Source organism: Nocardiopsis deserti (genome assembly GCF_008638355.1).
Lineage (GTDB): Bacteria > Actinomycetota > Actinomycetes > Streptosporangiales > Streptosporangiaceae > Nocardiopsis > Nocardiopsis alborubida.
This window is the reverse complement of the sequence record NZ_ML703347.1, coordinates 511,983-533,856: the sequence shown is the minus strand read 5'-3', so window position 1 is coordinate 533,856 and position 21,874 is coordinate 511,983. Positions and strand designations below refer to the sequence as shown.

34 protein-coding genes are annotated in these 21,874 nt (G+C 67.1%); all 34 read right to left on the bottom strand.

The annotated features are described in order from the left end of the window. Positions 1 to 172 precede the first annotated feature (172 nt). The 34 genes from truA to fusA all read right to left on the bottom strand — a co-directional run bounded on the left by truA (position 173) and on the right by fusA (position 21,867). A complete protein-coding gene (gene truA / locus FYW99_RS02480) occupies positions 173 to 1,012 on the bottom strand; it encodes a tRNA pseudouridine(38-40) synthase TruA (protein ID WP_150249578.1) in 840 nt (279 codons plus the stop codon). A gap of 113 nt (positions 1,013 to 1,125) precedes the next feature. Continuing rightward, on the bottom strand, positions 1,126 to 1,668 hold the full coding sequence (gene rplQ, locus FYW99_RS02475; protein WP_150249575.1) for a 50S ribosomal protein L17: 543 nt from the start codon (positions 1,666 to 1,668) through the stop codon (positions 1,126 to 1,128). A 70-nt stretch (positions 1,669 to 1,738) separates the two neighbouring features. Beyond that, positions 1,739 to 2,761, bottom strand: coding sequence for a DNA-directed RNA polymerase subunit alpha (locus FYW99_RS02470; RefSeq protein WP_061079605.1), 1,023 nt, complete (start codon positions 2,759 to 2,761; stop codon positions 1,739 to 1,741). A 173-nt stretch (positions 2,762 to 2,934) separates the two neighbouring features. Further along, positions 2,935 to 3,339, bottom strand: a complete 405-nt coding sequence (gene rpsK / locus FYW99_RS02465; protein ID WP_013156138.1) for a 30S ribosomal protein S11 — start codon at positions 3,337 to 3,339, stop codon at positions 2,935 to 2,937. Between the two features lie 71 nt (positions 3,340 to 3,410). Further along, positions 3,411 to 3,791: a 30S ribosomal protein S13 gene (rpsM, locus tag FYW99_RS02460; RefSeq protein WP_047869971.1), complete on the bottom strand. Its 381-nt coding sequence runs from the start codon at positions 3,789 to 3,791 to the stop codon at positions 3,411 to 3,413. A 221-nt stretch (positions 3,792 to 4,012) separates the two neighbouring features. After that, the gene (rpmJ, locus tag FYW99_RS02455) at positions 4,013 to 4,126 is read right to left on the bottom strand and encodes a 50S ribosomal protein L36 (RefSeq protein WP_013156136.1); all 114 of its coding nucleotides are present in this window, start codon (positions 4,124 to 4,126) and stop codon (positions 4,013 to 4,015) included. A 47-nt stretch (positions 4,127 to 4,173) separates the two neighbouring features. Continuing rightward, complete coding sequence (gene infA / locus FYW99_RS02450; protein ID WP_013156135.1) at positions 4,174 to 4,395, bottom strand: translation initiation factor IF-1; 222 nt, start codon at positions 4,393 to 4,395, stop codon at positions 4,174 to 4,176. 466 nt (positions 4,396 to 4,861) lie between these two features. Beyond that, complete coding sequence (locus FYW99_RS02445; protein ID WP_150249878.1) at positions 4,862 to 5,326, bottom strand: DUF1707 domain-containing protein; 465 nt, start codon at positions 5,324 to 5,326, stop codon at positions 4,862 to 4,864. 59 nt (positions 5,327 to 5,385) lie between these two features. Further along, positions 5,386 to 6,210 carry a type I methionyl aminopeptidase gene (gene map / locus FYW99_RS02440; RefSeq protein WP_150249571.1) on the bottom strand — a complete coding sequence of 275 codons (825 nt, stop codon included), beginning with the start codon at positions 6,208 to 6,210 and terminating at the stop codon, positions 5,386 to 5,388. Continuing rightward, positions 6,210 to 6,869 (bottom strand): adenylate kinase, encoded by a 660-nt coding sequence (locus FYW99_RS02435; RefSeq protein WP_190394513.1) that lies wholly within the window; start codon positions 6,867 to 6,869, stop codon positions 6,210 to 6,212. The genes map and FYW99_RS02435 overlap by 1 nt, the downstream gene beginning before the upstream one ends. After that, entirely contained in the window at positions 6,870 to 8,183 is a 1,314-nt protein-coding gene (secY, locus tag FYW99_RS02430; protein WP_150249568.1) for a preprotein translocase subunit SecY, read from the bottom strand. It lies immediately after the preceding gene. A gap of 278 nt (positions 8,184 to 8,461) precedes the next feature. Beyond that, positions 8,462 to 8,926, bottom strand: coding sequence for a 50S ribosomal protein L15 (gene rplO, locus FYW99_RS02425; protein ID WP_150249565.1), 465 nt, complete (start codon positions 8,924 to 8,926; stop codon positions 8,462 to 8,464). Then, on the bottom strand, positions 8,923 to 9,108 hold the full coding sequence (gene rpmD / locus FYW99_RS02420; protein ID WP_013156129.1) for a 50S ribosomal protein L30: 186 nt from the start codon (positions 9,106 to 9,108) through the stop codon (positions 8,923 to 8,925). The genes rplO and rpmD overlap by 4 nt, the downstream gene beginning before the upstream one ends. Before the next feature lie 2 nt (positions 9,109 to 9,110). Continuing rightward, entirely contained in the window at positions 9,111 to 9,713 is a 603-nt protein-coding gene (gene rpsE, locus FYW99_RS02415) for a 30S ribosomal protein S5 (protein ID WP_013156128.1), read from the bottom strand. A gap of 49 nt (positions 9,714 to 9,762) precedes the next feature. Then, the gene (gene rplR / locus FYW99_RS02410; RefSeq protein ID WP_150249562.1) at positions 9,763 to 10,143 is read right to left on the bottom strand and encodes a 50S ribosomal protein L18; all 381 of its coding nucleotides are present in this window, start codon (positions 10,141 to 10,143) and stop codon (positions 9,763 to 9,765) included. A 2-nt stretch (positions 10,144 to 10,145) separates the two neighbouring features. Next, a complete protein-coding gene (gene rplF, locus FYW99_RS02405) occupies positions 10,146 to 10,682 on the bottom strand; it encodes a 50S ribosomal protein L6 (protein ID WP_150249558.1) in 537 nt (178 codons plus the stop codon). Between the two features lie 17 nt (positions 10,683 to 10,699). Then, positions 10,700 to 11,098, bottom strand: a complete 399-nt coding sequence (gene rpsH / locus FYW99_RS02400; RefSeq protein WP_026115214.1) for a 30S ribosomal protein S8 — start codon at positions 11,096 to 11,098, stop codon at positions 10,700 to 10,702. A gap of 270 nt (positions 11,099 to 11,368) precedes the next feature. Then, positions 11,369 to 11,554 carry a type Z 30S ribosomal protein S14 gene (locus FYW99_RS02395; protein ID WP_017567307.1) on the bottom strand — a complete coding sequence of 62 codons (186 nt, stop codon included), beginning with the start codon at positions 11,552 to 11,554 and terminating at the stop codon, positions 11,369 to 11,371. 13 nt (positions 11,555 to 11,567) lie between these two features. Further along, positions 11,568 to 12,143, bottom strand: a complete 576-nt coding sequence (rplE, locus tag FYW99_RS02390) for a 50S ribosomal protein L5 (protein ID WP_017567306.1) — start codon at positions 12,141 to 12,143, stop codon at positions 11,568 to 11,570. Beyond that, positions 12,143 to 12,448, bottom strand: a complete 306-nt coding sequence (gene rplX, locus FYW99_RS02385; protein ID WP_013156122.1) for a 50S ribosomal protein L24 — start codon at positions 12,446 to 12,448, stop codon at positions 12,143 to 12,145. Before rplX ends, rplE begins: the two co-directional genes overlap by 1 nt. A gap of 3 nt (positions 12,449 to 12,451) precedes the next feature. Then, complete coding sequence (gene rplN / locus FYW99_RS02380) at positions 12,452 to 12,820, bottom strand: 50S ribosomal protein L14 (RefSeq protein WP_013156121.1); 369 nt, start codon at positions 12,818 to 12,820, stop codon at positions 12,452 to 12,454. A gap of 103 nt (positions 12,821 to 12,923) precedes the next feature. Continuing rightward, positions 12,924 to 13,196: a 30S ribosomal protein S17 gene (gene rpsQ, locus FYW99_RS02375; RefSeq protein WP_013156120.1), complete on the bottom strand. Its 273-nt coding sequence runs from the start codon at positions 13,194 to 13,196 to the stop codon at positions 12,924 to 12,926. After that, positions 13,193 to 13,444, bottom strand: coding sequence for a 50S ribosomal protein L29 (gene rpmC, locus FYW99_RS02370; RefSeq protein ID WP_013156119.1), 252 nt, complete (start codon positions 13,442 to 13,444; stop codon positions 13,193 to 13,195). The genes rpsQ and rpmC overlap by 4 nt, the downstream gene beginning before the upstream one ends. Next, positions 13,444 to 13,857, bottom strand: coding sequence for a 50S ribosomal protein L16 (gene rplP, locus FYW99_RS02365; protein ID WP_013156118.1), 414 nt, complete (start codon positions 13,855 to 13,857; stop codon positions 13,444 to 13,446). Before rplP ends, rpmC begins: the two co-directional genes overlap by 1 nt. Before the next feature lie 3 nt (positions 13,858 to 13,860). After that, positions 13,861 to 14,664: a 30S ribosomal protein S3 gene (gene rpsC, locus FYW99_RS02360; RefSeq protein ID WP_150249555.1), complete on the bottom strand. Its 804-nt coding sequence runs from the start codon at positions 14,662 to 14,664 to the stop codon at positions 13,861 to 13,863. Beyond that, positions 14,664 to 15,032, bottom strand: a complete 369-nt coding sequence (gene rplV / locus FYW99_RS02355; RefSeq protein WP_013156116.1) for a 50S ribosomal protein L22 — start codon at positions 15,030 to 15,032, stop codon at positions 14,664 to 14,666. Before rplV ends, rpsC begins: the two co-directional genes overlap by 1 nt. Before the next feature lie 72 nt (positions 15,033 to 15,104). Then, a complete protein-coding gene (rpsS, locus tag FYW99_RS02350) occupies positions 15,105 to 15,383 on the bottom strand; it encodes a 30S ribosomal protein S19 (protein WP_013156115.1) in 279 nt (92 codons plus the stop codon). Positions 15,384 to 15,395: 12 nt separating this feature from the next. Further along, on the bottom strand, positions 15,396 to 16,235 hold the full coding sequence (gene rplB, locus FYW99_RS02345) for a 50S ribosomal protein L2 (RefSeq protein WP_013156114.1): 840 nt from the start codon (positions 16,233 to 16,235) through the stop codon (positions 15,396 to 15,398). Between the two features lie 58 nt (positions 16,236 to 16,293). Further along, a complete protein-coding gene (gene rplW, locus FYW99_RS02340) occupies positions 16,294 to 16,584 on the bottom strand; it encodes a 50S ribosomal protein L23 (RefSeq protein ID WP_013156113.1) in 291 nt (96 codons plus the stop codon). After that, entirely contained in the window at positions 16,581 to 17,252 is a 672-nt protein-coding gene (gene rplD / locus FYW99_RS02335; RefSeq protein ID WP_017567300.1) for a 50S ribosomal protein L4, read from the bottom strand. Before rplD ends, rplW begins: the two co-directional genes overlap by 4 nt. A gap of 3 nt (positions 17,253 to 17,255) precedes the next feature. Next, entirely contained in the window at positions 17,256 to 17,906 is a 651-nt protein-coding gene (gene rplC, locus FYW99_RS02330) for a 50S ribosomal protein L3 (protein ID WP_150249552.1), read from the bottom strand. Between the two features lie 12 nt (positions 17,907 to 17,918). After that, a complete protein-coding gene (gene rpsJ / locus FYW99_RS02325; RefSeq protein ID WP_013156110.1) occupies positions 17,919 to 18,227 on the bottom strand; it encodes a 30S ribosomal protein S10 in 309 nt (102 codons plus the stop codon). 251 nt (positions 18,228 to 18,478) lie between these two features. Beyond that, positions 18,479 to 19,672, bottom strand: coding sequence for an elongation factor Tu (gene tuf / locus FYW99_RS02320; protein ID WP_047869958.1), 1,194 nt, complete (start codon positions 19,670 to 19,672; stop codon positions 18,479 to 18,481). 80 nt (positions 19,673 to 19,752) lie between these two features. Next, on the bottom strand, positions 19,753 to 21,867 hold the full coding sequence (fusA, locus tag FYW99_RS02315) for an elongation factor G (RefSeq protein ID WP_150249549.1): 2,115 nt from the start codon (positions 21,865 to 21,867) through the stop codon (positions 19,753 to 19,755). Positions 21,868 to 21,874 lie beyond the last annotated feature (7 nt).

Genomic DNA, 21,874 nt, shown 5'->3' with positions numbered 1-21,874 from the left:
CGAACGGGTGCCCCTCCCCCTTGTCCACAGGCACGTTTCCGCGCTTCCCCGGAGCCCGGCGCGACTCTGGCCTGGTAAGGGGGGTTCCCACCCCGCCGCCCCGTGCTGCCCGCGTTCCCGGAGCCACCGGCCGCCTCGGGCCTGCCCCCTCAGGCGGGAGCCACCGGTCCCCTCAGGCCGAGTGGCCCCGGCAGGGCAGCTCCCGCACGCGGCGGGTCGCCGAGGCGCGCACGGCCAGCTCCTCGTCGGCCGGGTAGCGCACCTCCTCCAGACTGAGCCCCTGCGGCCCCACCACGTGCACCGACGAGTCCCGCGTACCGGCGCCGAGCACCCTGCCCGGCCAGTCCGCGTCCCTGCGCCCGTCGCCCACCGCCAGGAGCGCGCCCACGAGCGCGCGCACCATGTTGTGGCAGAACGCGTCCGCCTGGATCGTCCCGTGCAGCAGGTACTCGTCCACCCGGGTCCACTCCAGGCGCAGCAGCTCCCGGATGGTCGTCGCGCCCTCGCGCTTCTTGCAGAACGCCGCGAAGTCGTGCTCGCCCACCAGGCGCTCCGCCGCCGCGTTCATCCGGTCGGCGTCCAGCGGGCTGCGGTGCCACAGCACGTCCCGCCGCAGCAGCGGGTCCACCCCGTAGGGGGCGTCGCTCACCCGGTACAGGTACCGCCGGAACAGCGGCGAGAACCGGGCGTCGAATCCGGACGGCGCCAGCCGCGCCCCGCGCACCCGCACGTCCCTGGGCAGCACCCCGGCCAGGCGCCGGAGCACGCGCTCCCCCTCGCTCTCCCACGTCCGCGCGGGGATGTCGGCCTGCGCCACCTGCCCCCGCGCGTGCACACCGGCGTCCGTGCGCCCCGCGCACGTCAGCGACACCTCCGGCAGGCGCAGCACCCGCGCCAGCGCCGCCTCCAGCTCGCCCTGCACCGTGCGCCGGCCCGGCTGCGCGGCCCACCCGGAGAAGTCCGTGCCGTCGTAGGCCACGTCCAACCGCACCCGAACCGTAGTCTCGTCCATAACCCGACCCTCTTCCGCGTCACGAAAAAGACGAGTGCCCGACCCCCGCGGGGATCGGGCACTCGCCGAGCGGTGCGTGCGCGGGACGCGTTCGCGCGCCCGCGCCTCGCACGCTACTTGTCGTCAGCCGGGCCCTCCGCCTGGGCCGTCTCGTCGGCCTTGGCGGTCTGGTCGGAGGTGGTGTCCTCCGCCGGCTGGTCCTCAGCCTCGTCCGCCGTGGCGGTCGCGTCGGCCTTGGGCTCCTCGGCCTTGGGCTCCTCCGCCGCGGGCGTGGCGGCCGGGGCGGCGGCCTGGGCGCTCAGCGCCTCGACCAGTTCGATCACGGCCATCGGGGCGTTGTCGCCCTTGCGCGGACCGATCTTGGTGATCCGGGTGTAGCCACCGGGACGGTTCTCGTAGCGCGGGCCGATCTCGGTGAACAGCTCGTGCACGACGGCCTTGTCCGTGATCTTGGTCAGGACCTGGCGACGGGCGTGCAGGTCACCGCGCTTGCCGAGGGTGATCAGCTTCTCCGCGTACGGGCGCAGGCGCTTGGCCTTGGCCTCGGTGGTGCGGATGCGGCCGTGCTGGAACAGCGAGGTGGCGAGGTTCGCCAGGATGTGCCGCTCGTGAGCGGGCCCGGAACCCAGACGGGCGCCCTTGGTAGGCGTGGGCATGGTGTCGTTCTCCTAGTGATGCGGTCCGCGGCCGCACTCGGCCGGGGACCATGTGGGCGACGAAGGTCGGTTAGTACTGCTCCGTCTCGACGAAGGACTCGCCCTCGTCGTCCTCGGAGCTGTAGGAGTCGGCCGCCGAGCTGGGGTCGAATCCGGGCGGGGAGTCCTTCAGCGACAGGCCCATGTCGACGAGCTTCTGCTTGACCTCGTCGATGGACTTGGCACCGAAGTTGCGGATGTCCAACAGGTCCTGCTCGGAGCGGGCAACCAGCTCACCGACGCTGTGGATGCCCTCACGCTTGAGGCAGTTGTAGGACCGGACCGTGAGGTTGAGGTCCTCGATCGGCAGCGCCAGGTCCGCCGCCAGGGCGGCGTCCGTGGGCGACGGGCCCATGTCGATGCCCTCGGCGTCGACGTTGAGCTCACGCGCCAGACCGAACAGCTCGACCAGGGTCTTGCCCGCGCTGGCGACCGCGTCCCGGGGACGGATGGCCGGCTTGGTCTCGATGTCGACGATCAGGCGGTCGAAGTCGGTGCGCTGCTCGACACGGGTGGCCTCGACCTTGTAGGTCACACGCAGGACCGGGGAGTAGATGGAGTCGATCGGGATCCGGCCGATCTCCTGTCCCGCCTGCTTGTTCTGCGTCGCCGAGACGTAGCCGCGGCCGCGCTCGACCGTCAGCTCCATCTCCAGCTTGCCCTTGCCGTTGAGCGTGGCGATGTGCAGGTCGGGGTTGTGCACCTCGACACCGGCCGGCGGAGCGATGTCCGCGGCGGTCACCACACCGGGGCCCTGCTTGCGCAGGTACATCAGCACCGGCTCGTCGTGCTCGGAGCTGACGACCAGGCCCTTGAGGTTGAGGATCATCTCGGTGACGTCCTCCTTGACACCGGGCACGGTGGTGAACTCGTGCTCGACGCCCTCGATGCGGATGCTCGTGACAGCCGCGCCGGGGATGGAGGACAGCAGCGTGCGCCGAAGCGAGTTGCCGATGGTGTAGCCGAAGCCCGGCTCCAGCGGCTCGATGACGAACTTCGAGCGCAGGTCCGAGGCGACTTCCTCGGTGAGCGTGGGACGCTGTGCGATCAACATGGTCCGTGTCTTCCCTTCCACATGGCCGCCCGCTATTTGACGGCCACCCGGCGGACACCACCTCGGTGTCCGCTACTCGGATTCCTACCCCGTCCGCGCGGGCTCCCCACAGGGGAGCGCGCGGAACCAGGCGCGGCGCCCGCGCGGGTAGGTGCGCGGGCGCCGGTGCGGGATCAGACCCGGCGGCGCTTGGGCGGACGGCAGCCGTTGTGCGGAACCGGCGTCACGTCCTGGATGGAGCCGACCTCCAGCCCGGTCGCCTGGAGCGAACGGATGGCGGTCTCCCGGCCCGAGCCCGGGCCCTTCACGAAGACGTCCACCTTGCGGACGCCGTGCTCCTGGGCGCGGCGGGCAGCGGCCTCGGCGGCCATCTGCGCGGCGTAGGGGGTCGACTTGCGCGAACCCTTGAAGCCCACCTGGCCGGAGCTGGCCCACGAGATCACGGCACCGGTCGGGTCGGTGATGCTCACGATCGTGTTGTTGAACGTGCTCTTGATGTGAGCGTGCCCGTGGACAATGTTCTTCTTTTCCTTGCGGCGCACCTTGCGCGCGGCACCCTGACGGCCCTTAGGCGGCATGAGCGAAACTCCCAGAGATCATCGGTCCGTTGTCGTTCCCGGACGCGTGCTTACAGTCCAGTCCGAGCGGACTACTTCTTACCGGCCTTCTTCTTACCGGCCACGGTCTTCTTCTTGCCCTTGCGGGTGCGCGCGTTGGTCTGCGTGCGCTGACCGCGGACCGGGAGTCCACGGCGGTGGCGGATGCCCTGGTAGCTACCGATCTCCATCTTGCGGCGGATGTCGCCCTGCACCTCACGGCGCAGGTCACCCTCGACCTGGTAGTTCGAGCCGATCCACTCGCGCAGCTTGACGAGGTCTTCCTCGGACAGCTCGTAGACGCGCGTGTTGCCGTCGACGCCGGTGCTCTTCAGGGTCTCCAGGGCGCGCGTGCGCCCGATCCCGAAGATGTACGTGAGAGCGATCTCCACCCGCTTGTCGCGGGGAAGGTCAACGCCTTCGATACGTGCCATGTGGGCGAGACTCCTAGTTGCCCTATGCGGAGGTCTGGCCCGTTCCACCCTCTCGTCGCCCAATCGACGAGGCCCCGGCCTCCGACCGGGGGTGCCTCCCGCGCCGCACTGGCAGCGGGAGTCGGAACAGGTTGATGTTGTGTCGTGCGCCCGGTGCGGTGTTGACGCACCCGCCGGGCGGATCGCGGTGTGTGAAGCCGCGGCGAGCGGAGCGGGGGTGACTAACCCTGGCGCTGCTTGTGCCGCGGGTCCGAGCAAATGACCATGATCCGGCCGTTACGGCGGATCACGCGGCACTTCGCGCAGATCTTCTTCACGCTCGGCTTGACCTTCATGGTGACTCCGAACTCATACTCTCCCGGGCCGCGAGGCCCGTGAGGGGCTACTTGTAGCGGTAAACGATGCGCCCGCGCGTGAGGTCGTACGGGCTCAGCTCCACGACGACACGGTCGTCGGGGAGAATACGGATGTAGTTCATCCGCATCTTGCCGCTGATGTGGGCAAGGACCTGGTGCCCGTTGTCGAGCTCTACCTTGAACATAGCGTTGGGTAGGGACTCGACAACGGAACCCTCGATCTCGATGGCGCCGTCTTTCTTGGCCATGTCCTTCCACGCCTCGCTCATCGTTTGGTTGATCAGGACAACCCGACGCGACCCCAGTGGCCCCGCATGACGCTACGGCCCCGGTAACGGCGGATGGCCGTCACCGACGCCGAGGGACACTGGAAGTTCAGGCCAACTGCAAAGGCGAACGTCGGTTGGAGGACGTGGCGCAAAGAAGGCAGACTGACCCAACAGCCCGCGTATGGGCAAGGACAGTCTATCCCCTTCCGGCAAGTACTTCCGCCCGCCGAACGGAGCACGCCACCGCACCGGGACGCGGGCTGGCACGGACCCCGGACCTGGGGTCTGTTTTTCGAACCGGTCTCAGCTGTGGGGGTTGGTTCGGGCGCCCACGGGGTTCTGGAGGTGGCGGAGGCGGGTTTCCGTGGGAGGACCGCACCGTAGGCACCGAAGGTTCCCTCGTCGAAGGGCGCCCGAACACGGACCGAAGCGGAGGCCCAAAAGTCTAGGGCGTCCCGTCGCCGTCGGTGTGGTGCTTCTGCCCGGCCAGGACCCCCACGGTCACGATACCCATCACGATGCCCCACGGCCCCATGACCCACAGGAACCACGGGTAGTCGTAGTCGGTGGTGAGGAACAGGATCAGCCAGATGACGAAGCACAGGATGTTGACCCCGCCGTAGAGGGCCCACGGCACCATCAGCGCCGGATCGCGCATGCTGATCCGGGGGGTCACCCCGAACTCCTCGTCCCGGGATGCGGCCCCGCGGATGTCGGCGAGGTCGCGCTCGGGGAGGTCGTGGGTGACCGTGGCGAGCTCACCCGTGGTCCTGGCCTTGTAGACGCGGCCGAGGCGGTCGGTGAACTCCTCGTGGTCCAGTCGCCCCTGGGCGAAGTGCTCCTGGAGGAGCTGGGCGACGCGGTCGCGTTCCGCGTCGGACGTTCGCATCGACGGCACCGGGTCGGACACTGTGCGCACCTCGCATCTTCACCCGGAAGCGGCCCCGCGCTCCGCGCGGGACGAAACCCCTACCAGGTTGGCTGGACGAACCCCATGTCGGTGATTTTATCGCGGTTGGACTCGCGCGCGGTCAGCACGACGGGTCCGTCCGCGGTCACCGCGACCGTGTGCTCGAAGTGCGCGGCGCGCCCGCCGTCGCGCGTCACCACGGTCCAGCCGTCGTCGAGCTGCACCACGTCGTGGCGGCCCAGGGTGGTCATCGGCTCGATCGCCAGGCACATGCCCTCGACCAGCCTCATGCCCTTGCCGCGCTTGCCGTAGTTGAGCACGTGCGGGTCCATGTGCATCTCGGTGCCGATGCCGTGGCCGCCGTACTCGCGGACGTTGCCGTAGCCGCCGTTGCGGGAGATGTGGCCGCCGATCGCGTGGCCGATGTCGCCCAGGCGCCTGCCCGGACGCAGCTCGGCGATCCCCTGCCACATGGACTCCTCGCAGACCTCCATCATGCGCAGGTCCTCGGGGCGGCCCTCGCCGACCGCGACGGTGATCGCCGAGTCGCCGTGCCAACCCTCCAGGATGGCCCCGCAGTCGACGGAGATGATGTCGCCCTCGGCCAGCACCCGCTGGGCGCTGGGGATGCCGTGGACGACCTCCTCGTTCACCGAGGCGCAGATGGAGCCCGGGAAGCCGTGGTAGCCCTTGAAGGAGGGGACGGCGCCCGCGTCGCGGATGACCTTCTCCGCGAGGGAGTCCAGCTCCAGGGTCGACACCCCGGGCCGCACCGCGGCCCGGAGGGTGTCCAGGGCGCGGGCCACGACCTGGCCCGCCGCCCTCATCTTGGCGATCTGCTCCGGAGTCTTGATCTGCACGTCCGGATCGGTGTTGCGAAACATCAGGAGCCGGCCCCGACCTTCTCGATGGCGGCCTTGGCGCGGGCCGTCACCTCGTCCACGGTCCCCGTCGCGGCGATGGTGGCCAGCAGGCCCCGGGCCTCGTAGAACTCCACCAGCGGAGCGGTCTGCTCACGGTAGACCTTGAGGCGGTGCCTGATGGTCTCCTCGCGGTCGTCCTCGCGCTGGTACAGCTCGGCGCCCTCGTTGTCGCACCTGCCCGCGGTCTCGGGGGCGTCGTACTCCACGTGGTACACCCGGCCGCACTCGGGGCACGAACGGCGTCCCGACAGGCGCTTGACCACCTCGTCCTCGTCCACCCTCAGCTCCAGGACGACGTCCAGGCGGGTGTCGAGGTCGGACAGCATGCCCTCGAGCGTCTCGGCCTGCGGGACGTTGCGCGGGAAGCCGTCGAGCAGGAAGCCCGCCGCGGCGTCGTCCTGCGCCAGCCGGTCCTTGACCATGGCGTTCGTGACCTCGTCGGGGACGAGGTCACCGCGGTCCATGTACTCCTTGGCCTTCTGGCCGAGGTCGGTCTTACCGCTGACGTTGGCCCGGAAGATGTCGCCCGTGGACACCTTCGGGATCGACAGTTCGGACGCGAGGATCTGGGCCTGGGTGCCCTTGCCGGCCCCAGGCGGCCCCACCAATACTGCTCGCATTTATCGCAGAAAACCTTCGTAGTTCCTCTGCTGGAGGTGACTCTCGATCTGCTTCACCGTGTCCAGCCCGACACCGACCATGATCAGGATGCTCGTTCCTCCGAAGGGGAAGTTCGCGCTTGCGCCGGTGGCGCCGAGGGCGACCATCGGCAGGAGAGCGATCACACCCAGGTACAGGGATCCGGGGGTCGTCAGCCTCGTCAACACGTAGTCGAGGTACTCGGCGGTCGGACGCCCTGGTCGGATACCCGGGATGAACCCACCGTACTTCTTCATGTTGTCGGCGACCTCAGCGGGGTTGAAGGTAATCGCCACGTAGAAGAACGCGAAGCCGATGATCATGACGAAGAACGTCGCCATGTACACGGGGTGGGTGCCGGTGAGGAAGTAGTCCTGCACGAAGGTCGCCACGGGATGGGTGGAGTCCTGTCCCATGAGGCCCACGAGCAGCTGCGGCAGGTACAGCAGCGAGGAGGCGAAGATCACGGGGATGATGCCCGCCTGGTTCACCTTCAACGGGATGTAGGTCGAGCTGCCGCCGTACATGCGGCGGCCGACCATGCGCTTGGCGTACTGCACCGGGATGCGGCGCTGGGCCTGCTCCATGAAGACCACCGCGGTGATGAGCACCAGGCCGGCGATGCAGATGAGGGCGAAGACCCAGACCGAGCGCTCCTGGAACAGCGCGATCATGGAGGAGGGGAACATCGCGATGACCTGGGTGAAGATCAGCAGCGACATGCCGTTGCCCACGCCGCGCTCGGTGATGAGCTCGCCGAACCACATGATGATGGCGGTACCGGCGGTCATCGTGAACACGATGGTCACCAGGGTCAGGATGTCCTGGTTGGGCATGTAGGAGCTGACCGGGATGGCCCCCTGGAACAGGGCGCCCGTCCGGGCCATGGCGACGATGCTGGTGGCCTGGAGGACACCGAGCATGAGCGTCAGGTAACGGGTGTACTGGGTGATCTTGCTCTGCCCGGACTGGCCCTCCTTCTTGAGGGCCTCCAGACGGGGGATCACCACCGTGAGCAGGTTGATGATGATGCTCGCGGTGATGTACGGCATGACCCCGAGCGCGAACACCGCCAGTTGCAGCAGGGCACCGCCGCTGAACAGGTTGACGAGCGCGTACACACCGGACTGGTCGGAGGAGGTGATCGCCTCCATCTGGTCCCTGATCGCCGCGGAGTTGATACCCGGCGCCGGGATCACAGAGCCCAGACGGAAGATCGTCAGGATGAACAGTGTGAACAGCAGCTTGTTGCGCAGGTCGGGCGTGCGGAATGCACGAACGAACGCACCTAGCACGTCTCCTCCTGCGCAGCTTCGGCGGCGGAACGGGTTCCAGACATCGCGGCCGATCCTGAATCGTCGTAGAACGTCAGCTCCGGGCGGTCGCCCGTTGCTCGGAAGTATTCACAGTACGTCAAGCGGTGAACTCAAACAGATGGCACTGTAACAGTGATCACTCGGCAGTTGAGTTCGTGAGACATAACGATCACCGCTCACAACGCGTGGGGGCGTCCGCCAGCCGGTCCTTGACCTGCCGGGCGAACGCCCCCAGTCGCTCATCGCGGGGAAGCCCCCTACAACTCGGTGGTCGAGCCACCGGCGGCGGAGATCCTCTCCTTCGCCGAGGAGGAGAACGCGTGCGCGCTCACCTGCACGGCGACGGAGATCTCACCCGTACCCAGCACCTTGACGAGCTGGTTCTTGCGAACCGCGCCCTTGGCGACCAGGCTCTCGACGGTGACCTCGCCACCCTCGGGGTAGAGCTCGCTCAGCCGGTCCAGGTTGACGACCTGGTAGGTCGTCTTGAACCGGGCGTTGCTGAAGCCCTTGAGCTTGGGCACCCGACGGATGAGGGGCATCTGCCCGCCCTCGAAGCCGGGGCGGACGGTGTTACGAGCCTTCGTGCCCTTGGTGCCGCGACCGGCGGTCTTGCCCTTGGACGCCTCGCCACGACCCTTGCGGATCTTGGCCTTGTTGGAGCCCGGGGCGGGACGCAGGTGGTGCAGCTTGAGCAGCTCGTCGGGGTTGTAGTCGCTCATTCGGCAACCTCCTCGACAGAGACGAGGTGCGCGACGATCGTGATCTGCCCGCGAACCTCAGGGCGGTCCTCACGGACGGTGGACTTGCCGATCCGGCCCAGGCCCAGCGACTGGAGAGCAGCGTGCTGCTTCACCTTGCCGCCGATCTTGGAGCGGGTCTGCGTGATCTTGAGCTTGGCCATGGTCAGGCTCCTGCCTTCGCCTCAGCGCGAGCACGCAGCATGGCAGCCGGGGCGACGTCCTCGATCGGCAGGCCACGGCGGGCGGCGATCTCCTCGGGCTGGTTGATGCCCTTCAGAGCCGCCACGGTGGCGTGCACGATGTTCAGCGGGTTGGACGAGCCGAGCGACTTGCTCAGCACGTCGTGGATGCCGGCGCACTCCAGCACGGCGCGCACGGGGCCACCGGCGATGACGCCGGTACCCGGAGCGGCCGGACGGAGCAGGACGACGCCGGCCGCGTCCTCGCCCTGGACCCGGTGCACGATCGTGCCCTGGATGCGGGGGACGCGGAAGAAGTTCTTCTTCGCCTCCTCGACACCCTTGGCGATCGCGGCCGGGACCTCCTTGGCCTTGCCGTAACCGACACCGACCATGCCGTTGCCGTCACCGACGACGACCAGGGCGGTGAAGGAGAAGCGACGGCCGCCCTTGACGACCTTCGCGACCCGGTTGATGGTCACGACCTTCTCGATGTAGGAGACACCCTTGTCTGCGGCGCCGCCGCGGCGATCGTCACGGCGATCACGCCGCTCGCCACCGGCGCCGCGCCGCGGTGCTGCAGCCATCAGTGGTTCCTCTTCTCGTGGTTGATCTTGGCCGTTGCAGAGGTCATCGCTAGAACTCCAGCCCGCCCTCGCGCGCCGCGTCGGCGAGCTTGGCGATACGACCGGCGTACTGGTTGCCGCCGCGGTCGAAGACGACCGAGGAGACACCGGCGGCCTTGGCGCGCTCGGCGATGAGCTGACCGACCTTGACGGACTTGTCGGACTTGGTGCCCTCGTCGGCGCGCAGATCGGCCTCGACGCTGGAGGCGGCGGCCAGGGTGTGACCCCTGGTGTCGTCGATGACCTGCGCGACGATGTGCTTGGAGGAGCGGAACACGGCCAGGCGCGGACGCTCGGCGGTACCCACGACCTTCTTGCGGACGCGGAACTGGCGGCGCGCACGGGAGGTGGCGCGCTTGGTGGTCCGCTTGCGGCTCACGGTGCTACCCATGCCTACTTACCAGCCTTTCCGGCCTTGCGGCGGATGTGCTCACCCTGGTACCGCACGCCCTTGGCCTTGTACGGGTCAGGCTTGCGCAGACCGCGGATGTTCGCGGCGACCTGGCCCACCAACTGCTTGTCGATGCCCTCGACGTGGAGGATGGTCGGCTTCTCCACGCGGAAGGTGATACCCGTGGGGGGCTCGACCACGACGGGGTGGCTGTAGCCCAGCGAGAACTCCAGGTTGGAGCCGCGGGCCTGGACGCGGTAACCCACACCGTGGATCTCCAGCGTCTTGGTGTAACCCTTGGCCACGCCCTCGACGAGGTTGGCGATGAGTGCACGGGTAAGACCGTGCAGCGAGCGGTTCTCCGGCTTGTCGTCCGGACGAGCCACCGTGACAACCCCGTCTTCGAGGGCCACGGTGATCGGCTCGGCGACGGTGTGCTTCAGCTCGCCCTTCGGACCCTTGACGGTGACGTCCTGCCCGTTAATCGTGACTTCGACGCCCTTGGGGACCGAGAGCGGCAGTCGACCGATTCGCGACATGCTTCAATCTCTCCCTGTTACCAGACGTAGGCGAGGACTTCGCCGCCCACGCCACGCTTCTTGGCCTGCTTTTCGGTCATCAGGCCACCGGACGTCGAAATGATCGCCACGCCGAGGCCACCCAGCACCCGCGGCAGGTTCTCCTTCTTGGCGTACACCCGCAGACCGGGCTTGGAGACCCGGCGGATGCCCGCGATGGAACGCTCCCGGGTGGGGCCGTACTTCAGGTCCAGGACGAGGTTCTGGCCCACGGGGGCCTCCTCGGTCCGCCAGCCCTGAATGAAGCCCTCCTGCTGGAGGATCTCGGCGATGTGCGCCTTGATCTTGGAATACGGCATTCCCACGGTGTCGTGGTAAGCCGAATTCGCGTTGCGCAGACGCGTGAGCATGTCTGCGATCGGGTCGGTCATCGTCATGGCCGACTGGCCCTTCCTCACCGCGGTTTCCGAGTGCGGGCTTTCCCAGAGCCTGCCCTTGCGCGGGTACTCCCGCGAAGATGCACAAACGGACCTACGGCGTGGTCGTGGGCACCGCGGTCCCCTTCGGGACTGCCGTGCCCTGGTGGTTGGATGTTGCCGGACCGTGCCGCATCGTGCGGTCACGGACGCTGTGCGCGCCGAGGATGGCGCTTCGGGGGGCCGACTCCGTGCGCTCAGGGGAGAGCGACCGGTCGGCCCCGCCGGAAACTACCAGCTCGACTTGGTGATACCGGGCAGCTCGCCCCGGTGGGCCATCTCACGGAAGCAGATACGGCACAGGCCGAACTTCCGGAAGACGGCGCGCGGGCGGCCGCACCGCGAGCATCGAGTATACGCGCGAACGGCGAACTTCGGCTTCCGCTGCGACTTCGCGATCAGCGACTTCTTGGCCATGTGTGCTTACCCCTCAGGCTTCCTTGAACGGGAAACCGAGCCGCTTGAGCAGGCTGCGGCCCTGTTCGTCGCTCGTGGCGGTGGTGACGACCGTGATGTCCATCCCACGCTGCCGGTCGACCTTGTCCGGGTCCACCTCGTGGAACATGACCTGCTCGGTCAGCCCGAAGGTGTAGTTGCCGTTCCCGTCGAACTGCTTCGGGGAAAGGCCACGGAAGTCCCGGATACGGGGCAGGGCCAGGGAGAGCAGCCGGTCGAGGAACTCCCACATCCGGTCGCCGCGCAGCGTGACGCTGGCGCCGATCGGCTGACCCTCGCGCAGCTTGAACTGCGCGATGGAGTTCTTGGCCCGGTTGATCCGCGGCTTCTGGCCGGTGATCGCCGACAGGTCGGCGACCGCGCCCTGGATCAGCTTCGCGTCACGAGCCGCCTCGCCCACACCCATGTTGACCACGATCTTCGTCAGACCGGGGACCTGCATGATGTTGGCGATGTCGTGCTCCTCCTTGAGGGCAGCGACGATCTCGTTCCGGTACTTCTCCTTGAGCCGCGGCATCGGAGGGGCGGTGATGTCGTTGGTAACCGTCATCAGATGTCCTTACCGGTGCGGCGGGAGACGCGAACCTTGGTTCCGTCTTCCTCGAAGCGGTAGCCGACCCGGGTGGCCTTGCCGTCCTCCACGAGCGCGACGTTGCTCACGTGGATGGGGGCCTCCTTGGTGACGACCTCGCCCTGCTGGCCGCCCGCCGGGTTGGCCTTCCTGTGCTTCTTGACCAGGTTGACGCCCTCGACAACGACACGGTCTTCCTTCGGCAGGGCCTTGACGACCTTGCCGGTGGCACCCCGGTTCTTGCCGGCGAGAACGATGACCTCGTCGCCAGATTTGATCTTCATCGCTTAGAGCACCTCCGGCGCCAGCGAAATGATGCGCATGTACTTCTTGTCACGCAGCTCGCGGCCGACCGGGCCGAAGATGCGGGTGCCTCGCGGGTCCCCACCGTCCTTGATGAGCACGGCAGCGTTCTCATCGAAGCGGATGTAGGAGCCGTCGGGCCGGCGGCGCTCCTTGACGGTGCGCACGACAACGGCCTTGACGACGTCGCCCTTCTTGACTCCAGCGCCAGGCAGGGCGTCCTTCACCGTGGCGACGATGGTGTCGCCGATCCCGGCGTAGCGCCGACCCGAGCCACCGAGAACACGGATGGTGAGGATCTCCTTGGCACCCGTGTTGTCGGCGACCTTGAGTCGCGACTCCTGCTGAATCACGTCTGCTCCTGATGTGATGCGTGCGGTCCACTGCCGCACGGCTAGGTGGTCTCACCCCTGGGATCGGCGGCCGACACGGGTGTCGGCCGCCGACAGGCTGGGGTTACTTAGCCTTCTCCAGGATCTCCACGACGCGCCAACGCTTCGTCGCGGAGAGCGGCCTGGTCTCCATCAGTCGGACCAGGTCGCCCACACCACAGGAGTTCGCCTCGTCGTGCGCCTTGTACTTGGACGTGCGACGGATGACCTTGCCGTACCTGGCGTGCGTGATGCGGTCCTCGACCTCGACGACGACGGTCTTGTCCATCTTGTCGCTGACGACGTAGCCCTCGCGCACCTTGCGGTAGTTGCGGGTCGCGGTCTGGTTCTCACTCATTCGGCTGCTTCCTTCTCCTGCGCCGACTCACCAGACAGCGGGGCGATACCCAGCTCGTGCTCACGCAGGATCGTGTAGATCCGGGCGATCTCGCGCTTGACGGTACGCAGTCGGCTGTGGTTGTCGAGCTGGCCGGTGGCGGCCTGGAAGCGGAGGTTGAACAGCTCTTCCTTGGCTTCCTTGAGCTTGGCGACCAGGTCCTCGACGGACTGGTCACGGAGCTCATGGGCAGTCACGGACTTGGCCATCACTCCCCCTCCCGCGTAACGAACTTGCACTTCATCGGGAGCTTGTGCATCGCACGGCGCATCGCCTCCTTGGCGATGGCCTCGGGCACGCCCGACAGCTCGAACATCACGCGACCGGGCTTGACCGGCGCGACCCACCACTCCGGGGAGCCCTTACCGGAACCCATGCGGACCTCGGCGGGCTTCTTGGTCAGCGGGCGGTCCGGGAAGATGTTGATCCACACCTTGCCGCCACGCTTGATGTGACGCGTCATGGCGATACGAGCGGACTCGATCTGACGGTTCGTCACGTAGGCCGACTCCAGGGCCTGGATGCCGAACTCGCCGAAAGTGACCGTCGTGCCGCCCTTGGCCTTGCCGCGCAGATCCGGGTGGTGCTGCTTGCGGTACTTGACCTTACGAGGAATAAGCACTGGTCAGCTCCCCTCGGACTTCGCGGACTCAGCCGGGGCCTTGGCCTCGGCGTTCTGCGGCTGACCGCCACCGGCGCCACCGCGGCGACGACGCTGGGGGCGCTCGCGGCGCTGACCGCCGCCACCGCCACCGCCGCCGGCGGAGCGCTGCGCGGCCTGGGCCGCCTCGCGCTCGGCGCGGGTGGCGGGCGCGTCACCCTTGTAGATCCAGACCTTCACACCGATGCGGCCGAAGGTCGTACGGGCCTCGAAGAAGCCGTAGTCGATGTCGGCGCGCAGCGTGTGCAGCGGCACACGACCCTCGCGGTAGAACTCCGACCGCGACATCTCGGCCCCGCCCAGACGGCCACCGCACTGGATGCGGATGCCCTTGGCACCGCTCTTCATCGCGGTCTGCATGGCCTTGCGCATCGCGCGGCGGAAGGCCACGCGGCTGCTCAGCTGCTCGGCGACGCCCTGGGCGACGAGCTGCGCGTCGATCTCGGGGTTCTTGACCTCGAAGACGTTCAGCTGGACCTGCTTGCCGGTCAGCTTCTCCAGGTCCGTCCGGATGCGGTCGGCCTCAACGCCGCGGCGGCCGATGACGATGCCCGGCCGGGCGGTGTAGACGTCCACGCGGACGCGGTCACGGGTGCGCTCGATCTCCACCTTGGAGATACCCGCGCGCTCCATGCCACGGGTCAGCATCCGACGGATCGCGACGTCTTCCTTGACGTAGTCCTTGTAGGACTTGTCGGCGTACCAACGGCTCTTGAAGTCGGTGGTGATGCCGAGGCGGAACCCGTGCGGGTTTACCTTCTGCCCCACTATCGGGTCCTTTCCTTCGTCTTGGACGAGGCGCCCGAGCGCTCAGCGACGACCACGGTGATGTGGCTCGTGCGCTTGGTCACCCGGAAGGCGCGGCCGAAGCCTCGAGGGCGAATGCGCTTCAGGGTCGGACCCTCGTCCACCCACGCGCGTTCGACCACCAGCGTCCCGCGGTCCAGCTTGTCGTTGTGCTCGGCGTTGGCGATGGCACTAGCCAGTACCTTGCCAACGGGCTCGCTCGCCGACTGGGGCGCGAACCGGAGCACCGCCTGTGCCTCGTCAGCGGGCAACCCGCGAATAAGGTCCACCACCCGGCGGGCCTTTCGGGGCGTAACACGGACGAACCGTGCCTGTGCCCTCGTTCCCATCGCTTTTCCCTCGCTCACGGAAATTCATCTCCACTCACCGTGGAGAAATGGTTCTTTCTCCTGCTGCAACCGCTAACGGCGGCTACGGCGGTCTTCCTTGACGTGGCTGCGGAAAGTACGCGTGGGAGCGAACTCACCGAGCTTGTGGCCGACCATCGACTCGGACACGAACACGGGGACGTGCTTGCGGCCGTCGTGGACGGCGATCGTGTGACCGATCATCTCCGGAACGATCATGGACCGCCGGGACCACGTCTTGATGACGTTCTTGGTCCCCTTCTCGTTCTGCGACTCCACCTTCTTGATGAGGTGGTCGTCGACGAAGGGACCCTTCTTAAGGCTACGTGGCATCAGACGTGCTCCTTACCGCTTCTTCTTACCGCTACGCCGACGCCGCACGATGAGCTTGTCGCTGGCCTTGTTCTTGGCCCGGGTCCGGCCTTCCTTCTTACCCCAGGGGCTGACCGGGTGACGGCCACCGGAGGTCTTGCCCTCGCCACCACCGTGGGGGTGGTCGACCGGGTTCATCACGACACCACGGACGGTCGGGCGCTTGCCCTTCCAGCGGGAGCGGCCGGCCTTGCCCCAGTTGATGTTGGACTGCTCGGCGTTGCCCACCTGGCCGACGGTCGCGCGGCAGGTGATCTCCACCATGCGCATCTCGCCGGAGGGCATACGCAGCGTGGCGTACTTGCCCTCCTTGGCCAGGAGCTGGATCTGCGAGCCCGCGGAGCGGCCCAGCTTGGCGCCGCCACCCGGCTTCAGCTCGACCGCGTGCACGAACGTACCCGTGGGGATGTTGCGCAGCGGGAGGCAGTTGCCGGGCTTGATGTCGGACTGCGGACCGTTCTCGACCCGGTCGCCCTGCTTGAGGCCGGCCGGAGCCAGGATGTAGCGCTTCTCGCCGTCCACGTAGTGGAGCAGCGCGATGCGCGCGGTGCGGTTCGGGTCGTACTCGATGTGGGCGACCTTGGCCGGCACGCCGTCCTTGTCGTGACGACGGAAGTCGATCACGCGGTAGGCGCGCTTGTGGCCACCACCCTGGTGACGGGCGGTGATCCGGCCGTGGCCGTTGCGACCGCCCTTGGAGTGGAGCGGACGCACCAGGGACTTCTCGGGCTCCGAGCGCGTGATCTCGACGAAGTCGCTCACGCTGGAGCCGCGACGACCCGGCGTCGTCGGCTTGTACTTACGAATGCCCATCTTCTTCGCGCATTCCTTTACGTGTTGCTTGGTGTGTAGCGGTCAGACCCGGGAGAGGTCAGACACCGAAGATGTCGATCCGGTCGCCCTCGGCGACACTGACGATCGCGCGCTTGGTGTCGGGACGCTTCCCGTAACCGAAGCGGGTGCGCTTGCGCTTGCCCTTGCGGTTGATCGTGTTCACGCTCGTGACCTTCACCTCGAAGATCTTCTCGATCGCGATCTTGATCTGGGTCTTGTTGGCGTCCGGGCGGACGATGAACGTGTACTTGTTCTCGTCCATGAGCCCGTAGCTCTTCTCGGAGATCACCGGCTCGACGATGATGTCCCGGTGGTCGGCGATCCTCACTGGTCGTCCTCCTCGGACTGCGCGGCCTTGGAGGCACCGGCCGCGTGGGCCAGGAACTCGGCGTAGCCCGCCTCGGTGAAGACCACGTCGTCCGAGTAGAGGACGTCGTAGGTGTTCACCTGGTCCGCGTCGAGGATGTGCACCTCTTCGACGTTGCGCAGGGCGCGCCGGTTGTGCTCGTCCTCGCGGGCCAGCACCACCAGGACCTTGTCGGACTCGGTGACCTGGCGCAGCGCCTTCAGAGCGGTCTGCGTGAACTTGCTCTCCAGGTCCTCGGCCACGAACTGGCTGACGACGTGGATGCGGCCGTGACGCGCCCGGTCGGAGAGGGCTGCGCGCAGGGCGGCGGCCTTCATCTTCTTGGGGGTGCGCTGGCTGTAGTCGCGAGGCTGGGGTCCGTGGACCGTGCCGCCGCCGGTGTACTGCGGGGCGCGGATGGAACCCTGGCGGGCCCGGCCGGTGCCCTTCTGGCGGTAGGGCTTCTTGCCACCGCCGCGGACCTCGCCGCGGGTCTTGGTGGCGTGGGTGCCCTGACGGCCAGCGGCGAGCTGGGCGTTCACGACCTGGTGGATCAGCGGGATGCTGACCTTCTGGGCGAAGACGCTGTCCGGCAGCTCGACGCTGCCCTTGGCGCCGCCCTCGGGGTTCTTGACCTCGATCTGGGCCATGGCTTACTTGTCCCCCTTCACAGCGGTGCGGACGAGCACCAGACCGCCGTTGGGACCGGGGACGGCACCCTTGACCAGGATGAGCCCCTTCTCCGCGTCCACGGAGTGGACGGTCAGGTTCTGGACGGTCTTGCGCACGTTGCCCATGCGACCGGCCATGCGCATGCCCTTGAACACGCGTCCGGGCGTGGCGCAGCCGCCGATGGAACCGGGCGAGCGGTGCTTGCGCTGGGTGCCGTGCGAGGCGGAGAGGCCGCGGAAACCGTGGCGCTTCATCACACCGGCGAAGCCCTTGCCCTTGCTCTTACCCGTGACGTCGACCTTCTGGCCGATCTCGAAGCTGTCCGCGGTGACCTCCTGGCCGAGTGTGTACTCGGTGGCGTCGACCGTGCGGACCTCGACGTAGTGGCGGCGCGGGGTCAGGTCGTGCCTGCGCAGGTAGTCGCCGAGCGGCTTGTTGACCTTGCGCGGGTTGATCTGCCCGTAGCCGAGCTGGATGGCGGAGTAGCCATCGGTGTCCGGAGTCCGGATGCGGCTCACGACGCACGGACCGGCCTTCAGAACCGTCACGGGCACCATCTTGCCCGTGTCGTCGAAGACCTGGGTCATGCCGAGCTTTTCGCCCAGAACTCCCTTGATCTGCTTGGTGGCCATGTCTGTGCGTCCTTAAAGCTTGATCTCGATGTCAACGCCCGCCGGGAGGTCGAGTCGCATGAGCGAGTCCACCGTCTTCGGCGTGGGGTCGATGATGTCGATCAGCCGCTTGTGCGTGCGCATCTCGAAGTGCTCGCGCGAGTCCTTGTACTTGTGCGGCGATCGGATGACGCAGTAAACGTTCTTCTCCGTCGGCAGCGGCACCGGGCCCGCGACCTGTGCGCCAGTTCGCGTCACAGTCTCGACGATCTTGCGAGCCGAGCTGTCGATGACCTCGTGGTCATAGGCCTTTAGCCGAATGCGGATCTTTTGTCCCGCCATGTGGCCTGTTCGTCCTTCGCTTCAGTGTCCGTAACGGTGAGCTGTCCCGGTCACAGACGCCCAGGCCCGGCGGATCCGCCGTGTAGCCGTGAGCCCCTATTCCCTTGAGAAACCGCAACAGGGCTTGCCCCTGCGGTGCGTCACCGTCACAGAGCCCGATGACGTCTTGTGTGCTGGTGGGCGGGCCGTGGACCCACGGCCCACCCACCACGGCGGGGACGGCTCCGGAAGGGGCCGCCCCCGCACGGGTACTACTTGAGGATCTTCGTGACGCGACCCGCGCCCACGGTCCGGCCACCCTCGCGGATGGCGAACTTCAGACCGTCCTCCATGGCGACCGGCTGGATGAGCTGGACGGTCATCTCGGTGTTGTCACCGGGCATGACCATCTCGGTGCCCTCCGGCAGCGTCACGACGCCGGTGACGTCGGTCGTGCGGAAGTAGAACTGCGGGCGGTAGTTGTTGAAGAACGGCGTGTGGCGGCCACCCTCGTCCTTGGACAGGATGACGACCTGGGCCTCGAACTCGGTGTGCGGGGTGGTCGTACCGGGCTTGATGACGACCTGGCCGCGCTCGACGTCCTCGCGCTTGATGCCGCGCAGGAGCAGACCGACGTTGTCGCCGGCCTGGCCCTGGTCGAGCAGCTTGCGGAACATCTCGACACCGGTGACCGTGGTGGTCTGCTTCTCGTCCTTGATGCCGACGATGTCAACGGTCTCGTTGACGTTGACGATGCCGCGCTCGATGCGACCGGTGACGACGGTGCCGCGACCGGTGATCGAGAAGACGTCCTCGATCGGCATGAGGAAGGGCTTGTCGGTGTCACGCTCGGGCTCGGGGATGAACTGGTCCACGGTGCCCATGAGCTCCAGGACGGCCTTGCCCCACTCCTCGTCGCCCTCCAGCGCCTTGAGCGCGGAGACCTTGGTGACGGGGACGTCGTCGCCGGGGAACTCGTACTCGCTGAGGAGCTCACGGACCTCGAGCTCGACGAGCTCGAAGATCTCCTCGTCGTCCACCATGTCGGCCTTGTTCAGGGCCACCACGATGTAGGGCACGCCGACCTGGCGGGCCAGGAGCACGTGCTCCTTGGTCTGCGGCATCGGGCCGTCGGTGGCGGCCACGACCAGGATGGCGCCGTCCATCTGCGCCGCACCCGTGATCATGTTCTTCACGTAGTCGGCGTGACCGGGGCAGTCCACGTGGGCGTAGTGACGCGCCTCGGTCTGGTACTCGACGTGGGCGACGGAGATGGTGATACCGCGCTCGCGCTCCTCAGGAGCGTTGTCGATGTCCTCGAACGGCGTGAACGGGTTCAGCTCCGGGTACGCGTCGTGCAGCACCTTGGTGATGGCCGCGGTCAGCGTGGTCTTGCCGTGGTCGATGTGACCGATGGTGCCGATGTTGACGTGCGGCTTAGTCCGCTCGAACTTTGCTTTCGCCACTGGATGTCTCCTAGACGTACAGAGCTGTCTGGTGCTCGCTCCCCGAGTGGACGGGGAGCGGGCTGGTTACGTGTTCGCGACTATTCGCCGCGGACCTTCGCCACAATTTCTTGGGCGACAGCGGACGGAACCTCCGCGTAGGAGTCGAACACCATCGAGTAGTTGGCTCGACCCTGCGTACGGCTGCGCAGGTCACCCACGTAGCCGAACATTTCGGAGAGGGGCACGAGGGCCTTGACGAGACGGACGCCGGAACGCTCGTCCATGGACTGGATCTGTCCACGGCGGGAGTTCAGGTCGCCGATCACGTCACCCATGTACTCCTCGGGGGTGGTGACCTCGACAGCCATGACCGGCTCCAGGAGAGTCGGCTTGGCCAGCTTGACGATCTCCTTGAAGGCGATCGAACCGGCGGTCTTGAAGGCCATCTCGGAGGAGTCGACCTCGTGGTACTGGCCGTCCTGGAGCGTCACCTTGACGCCGACGAGCGGGTAGTGCGCGAGCACGCCCAGCTCGGCGGCCTCCTGGCAGCCGGCGTCGACAGAGGGGATGTACTCCCTCGGGATGCGGCCACCGGTGACGGCGTTGACGAACTCGTAGCCCGAGGCGTCGCCGCTCTCGGTCTCCAGGGGCTCGATGTCGATCTTGACCTTGGCGAACTGGCCCGACCCACCGGTCTGCTTCTTGTGGGTGTAGGTGTGCCCCTCGACCTTCTTGCGAATGGTCTCGCGGTAGGCCACCTGGGGCTTGCCGATGTTCGCCTCGACCTTGAACTCGTCGCGCATACGGTTGACGAGAACCTCGAGGTGCAGCTCGCCCATGCCCGAGATCACGGTCTGACCGGTCTGGTCGTCCGTGGCGACCTGGAACGAGGGGTCCTCGTCCGCGAGACGCTGGATCGCGATGCCCAGCTTCTCCTGGTCACTCTTGGTCTTGGGCTCGATGGCCACCTCGATGACCGGAGCCGGGAAGGTCATGGACTCCAGCACGATCGGGTTCGCCTGGTCGCACAGGGTCTCACCGGTCGTGGTGTCCTTGAGCCCCATGACGGCGACGATGTCGCCGGCGCCGACCTCGGAGATCTCCTCGCGCTTGTTGGAGTGCATGCGGTAGATCTTGCCGATGCGCTCCTTGCGGCCCTTGAGGCTGTTGAGCACCTGGGTGCCCGCCTGGAGAACGCCGGAGTAGACGCGCACGTAGGTCAGCTTGCCCAGGTGCGGGTCGCTCATGATCTTGAAGACCAGGGCCGACAGCGGCTCGTCGTTGCTCGGCTTGCGGACGAGCTTGGTCTGCTCGGTCTCGTCCTTGGGGTCGTGACCCTCGACGCCCTCGACGTCCATGGGCGAGGGGAGGTAGGCGGTGACCGCGTCGAGCAGGGGCTGCACGCCCTTGTTCTTGAACGCGGTGCCGCACACGACCGGAACGGCCGTACCGGCGATGGTCGCACGACGGATCGCGGGGACGAGCTGCTCCACGGTGGGCTCCTGGCCCTCCAGGTACATCTCCATGATCTCGTCGTCGGCCTCGGCCAGCGTCTCGATGAACTGGTCGCGGGCCTCACGGGCGGCGTCGACGTGGCTCTCGGGGATGTCGACCGTGTCGTACATCTCGCCGAGCGCGGCCTCGTCGTTCCAGACGTAGGCCTTCATGCGAACGAGGTCGATGACGCCCTTGAAGTCGCTCTCGGCACCGATGTTGAGCTGGATCGGCATGGCGTTGGCGCCGAGGCGCTCACGGAACATGTCGACACAGCGCTGGAACTCGGCGCCGATCTTGTCCATCTTGTTGACGAAGCAGATACGCGGGACGCCGTAGCGGTCCGCCTGGCGCCAGACCTGCTCCGACTGGGGCTCCACGCCCTCCTTGGCGTCGAAGACCGCGACGGCACCGTCGAGCACACGCAGCGACCGCTCGACCTCGACCGTGAAGTCGACGTGGCCGGGCGTGTCGATGATGTTGATGGTGTGGTCGTCCCAGTGGGTGGTGGTAGCAGCGGAGGTAATGGTGATACCCCGCTCCTGCTCCTCCTTCATCCAGTCCATCGTGGCAGCGCCATCATGGACCTCGCCCACCTTGTGGGTCACACCGGTGTAGTAAAGGATCCGCTCAGTCGTCGTGGTCTTACCAGCGTCGATGTGAGCCATGATCCCGATGTTGCGGACCTTGGCCAGGTCAAGAACAGTTTTGGCAGCCATGAGGCTC

Excerpts from the sequence above, each read along its gene's own strand:
- truA (WP_150249578.1), bottom strand. The coding sequence starts at position 1,012 with ATGGACGAGACTACGGTTCGGGTGCGGTTGGACGTGGCCTACGACGGC.
- infA (WP_013156135.1), bottom strand. The coding sequence starts at position 4,395 with ATGGCCAAGAAAGACGGCGCCATCGAGATCGAGGGTTCCGTTGTCGAG.
- rplE (WP_017567306.1), bottom strand. The coding sequence starts at position 12,143 with ATGACGGTTACCAACGACATCACCGCCCCTCCGATGCCGCGGCTCAAG.
- rplB (WP_013156114.1), bottom strand. The coding sequence starts at position 16,235 with ATGGGCATTCGTAAGTACAAGCCGACGACGCCGGGTCGTCGCGGCTCC.
- rplO (WP_150249565.1), bottom strand. The coding sequence starts at position 8,926 with ATGAGCGACTACAACCCCGACGAGCTGCTCAAGCTGCACCACCTGCGT.
- fusA (WP_150249549.1), bottom strand. The coding sequence starts at position 21,867 with ATGGCTGCCAAAACTGTTCTTGACCTGGCCAAGGTCCGCAACATCGGG.
- map (WP_150249571.1), bottom strand. The coding sequence starts at position 6,210 with ATGTTTCGCAACACCGATCCGGACGTGCAGATCAAGACTCCGGAGCAG.
- rplD (WP_017567300.1), bottom strand. The coding sequence starts at position 17,252 with ATGGCCCAGATCGAGGTCAAGAACCCCGAGGGCGGCGCCAAGGGCAGC.
- rpsJ (WP_013156110.1), bottom strand. The coding sequence starts at position 18,227 with ATGGCGGGACAAAAGATCCGCATTCGGCTAAAGGCCTATGACCACGAG.
- rpsS (WP_013156115.1), bottom strand. The coding sequence starts at position 15,383 with ATGCCACGTAGCCTTAAGAAGGGTCCCTTCGTCGACGACCACCTCATC.
- rplV (WP_013156116.1), bottom strand. The coding sequence starts at position 15,032 with ATGGGAACGAGGGCACAGGCACGGTTCGTCCGTGTTACGCCCCGAAAG.
- FYW99_RS02470 (WP_061079605.1), bottom strand. The coding sequence starts at position 2,761 with ATGTTGATCGCACAGCGTCCCACGCTCACCGAGGAAGTCGCCTCGGAC.
- rpmJ (WP_013156136.1), bottom strand. The coding sequence starts at position 4,126 with ATGAAGGTCAAGCCGAGCGTGAAGAAGATCTGCGCGAAGTGCCGCGTG.
- rpmD (WP_013156129.1), bottom strand. The coding sequence starts at position 9,108 with ATGGCCAAGCTCAAGATCACGCAGACCCGCTCCAAGATCGGCGGCAAG.
- rplR (WP_150249562.1), bottom strand. The coding sequence starts at position 10,143 with ATGGGTAGCACCGTGAGCCGCAAGCGGACCACCAAGCGCGCCACCTCC.
- rpsQ (WP_013156120.1), bottom strand. The coding sequence starts at position 13,196 with ATGAGTGAGAACCAGACCGCGACCCGCAACTACCGCAAGGTGCGCGAG.
- rplC (WP_150249552.1), bottom strand. The coding sequence starts at position 17,906 with ATGGCCACCAAGCAGATCAAGGGAGTTCTGGGCGAAAAGCTCGGCATG.
- FYW99_RS02435 (WP_190394513.1), bottom strand. The coding sequence starts at position 6,869 with ATGCGAGCAGTATTGGTGGGGCCGCCTGGGGCCGGCAAGGGCACCCAG.
- rplF (WP_150249558.1), bottom strand. The coding sequence starts at position 10,682 with ATGTCGCGAATCGGTCGACTGCCGCTCTCGGTCCCCAAGGGCGTCGAA.
- rplQ (WP_150249575.1), bottom strand. The coding sequence starts at position 1,668 with ATGCCCACGCCTACCAAGGGCGCCCGTCTGGGTTCCGGGCCCGCTCAC.
- rpsE (WP_013156128.1), bottom strand. The coding sequence starts at position 9,713 with ATGGCTGCAGCACCGCGGCGCGGCGCCGGTGGCGAGCGGCGTGATCGC.
- rpsK (WP_013156138.1), bottom strand. The coding sequence starts at position 3,339 with ATGCCGCCTAAGGGCCGTCAGGGTGCCGCGCGCAAGGTGCGCCGCAAG.
- rpsH (WP_026115214.1), bottom strand. The coding sequence starts at position 11,098 with ATGACGATGACCGACCCGATCGCAGACATGCTCACGCGTCTGCGCAAC.
- FYW99_RS02395 (WP_017567307.1), bottom strand. The coding sequence starts at position 11,554 with ATGGCCAAGAAGTCGCTGATCGCGAAGTCGCAGCGGAAGCCGAAGTTC.
- rpmC (WP_013156119.1), bottom strand. The coding sequence starts at position 13,444 with ATGGCCAAGTCCGTGACTGCCCATGAGCTCCGTGACCAGTCCGTCGAG.
- rplX (WP_013156122.1), bottom strand. The coding sequence starts at position 12,448 with ATGAAGATCAAATCTGGCGACGAGGTCATCGTTCTCGCCGGCAAGAAC.
- rpsM (WP_047869971.1), bottom strand. The coding sequence starts at position 3,791 with ATGGCACGTATCGAAGGCGTTGACCTTCCCCGCGACAAGCGGGTGGAG.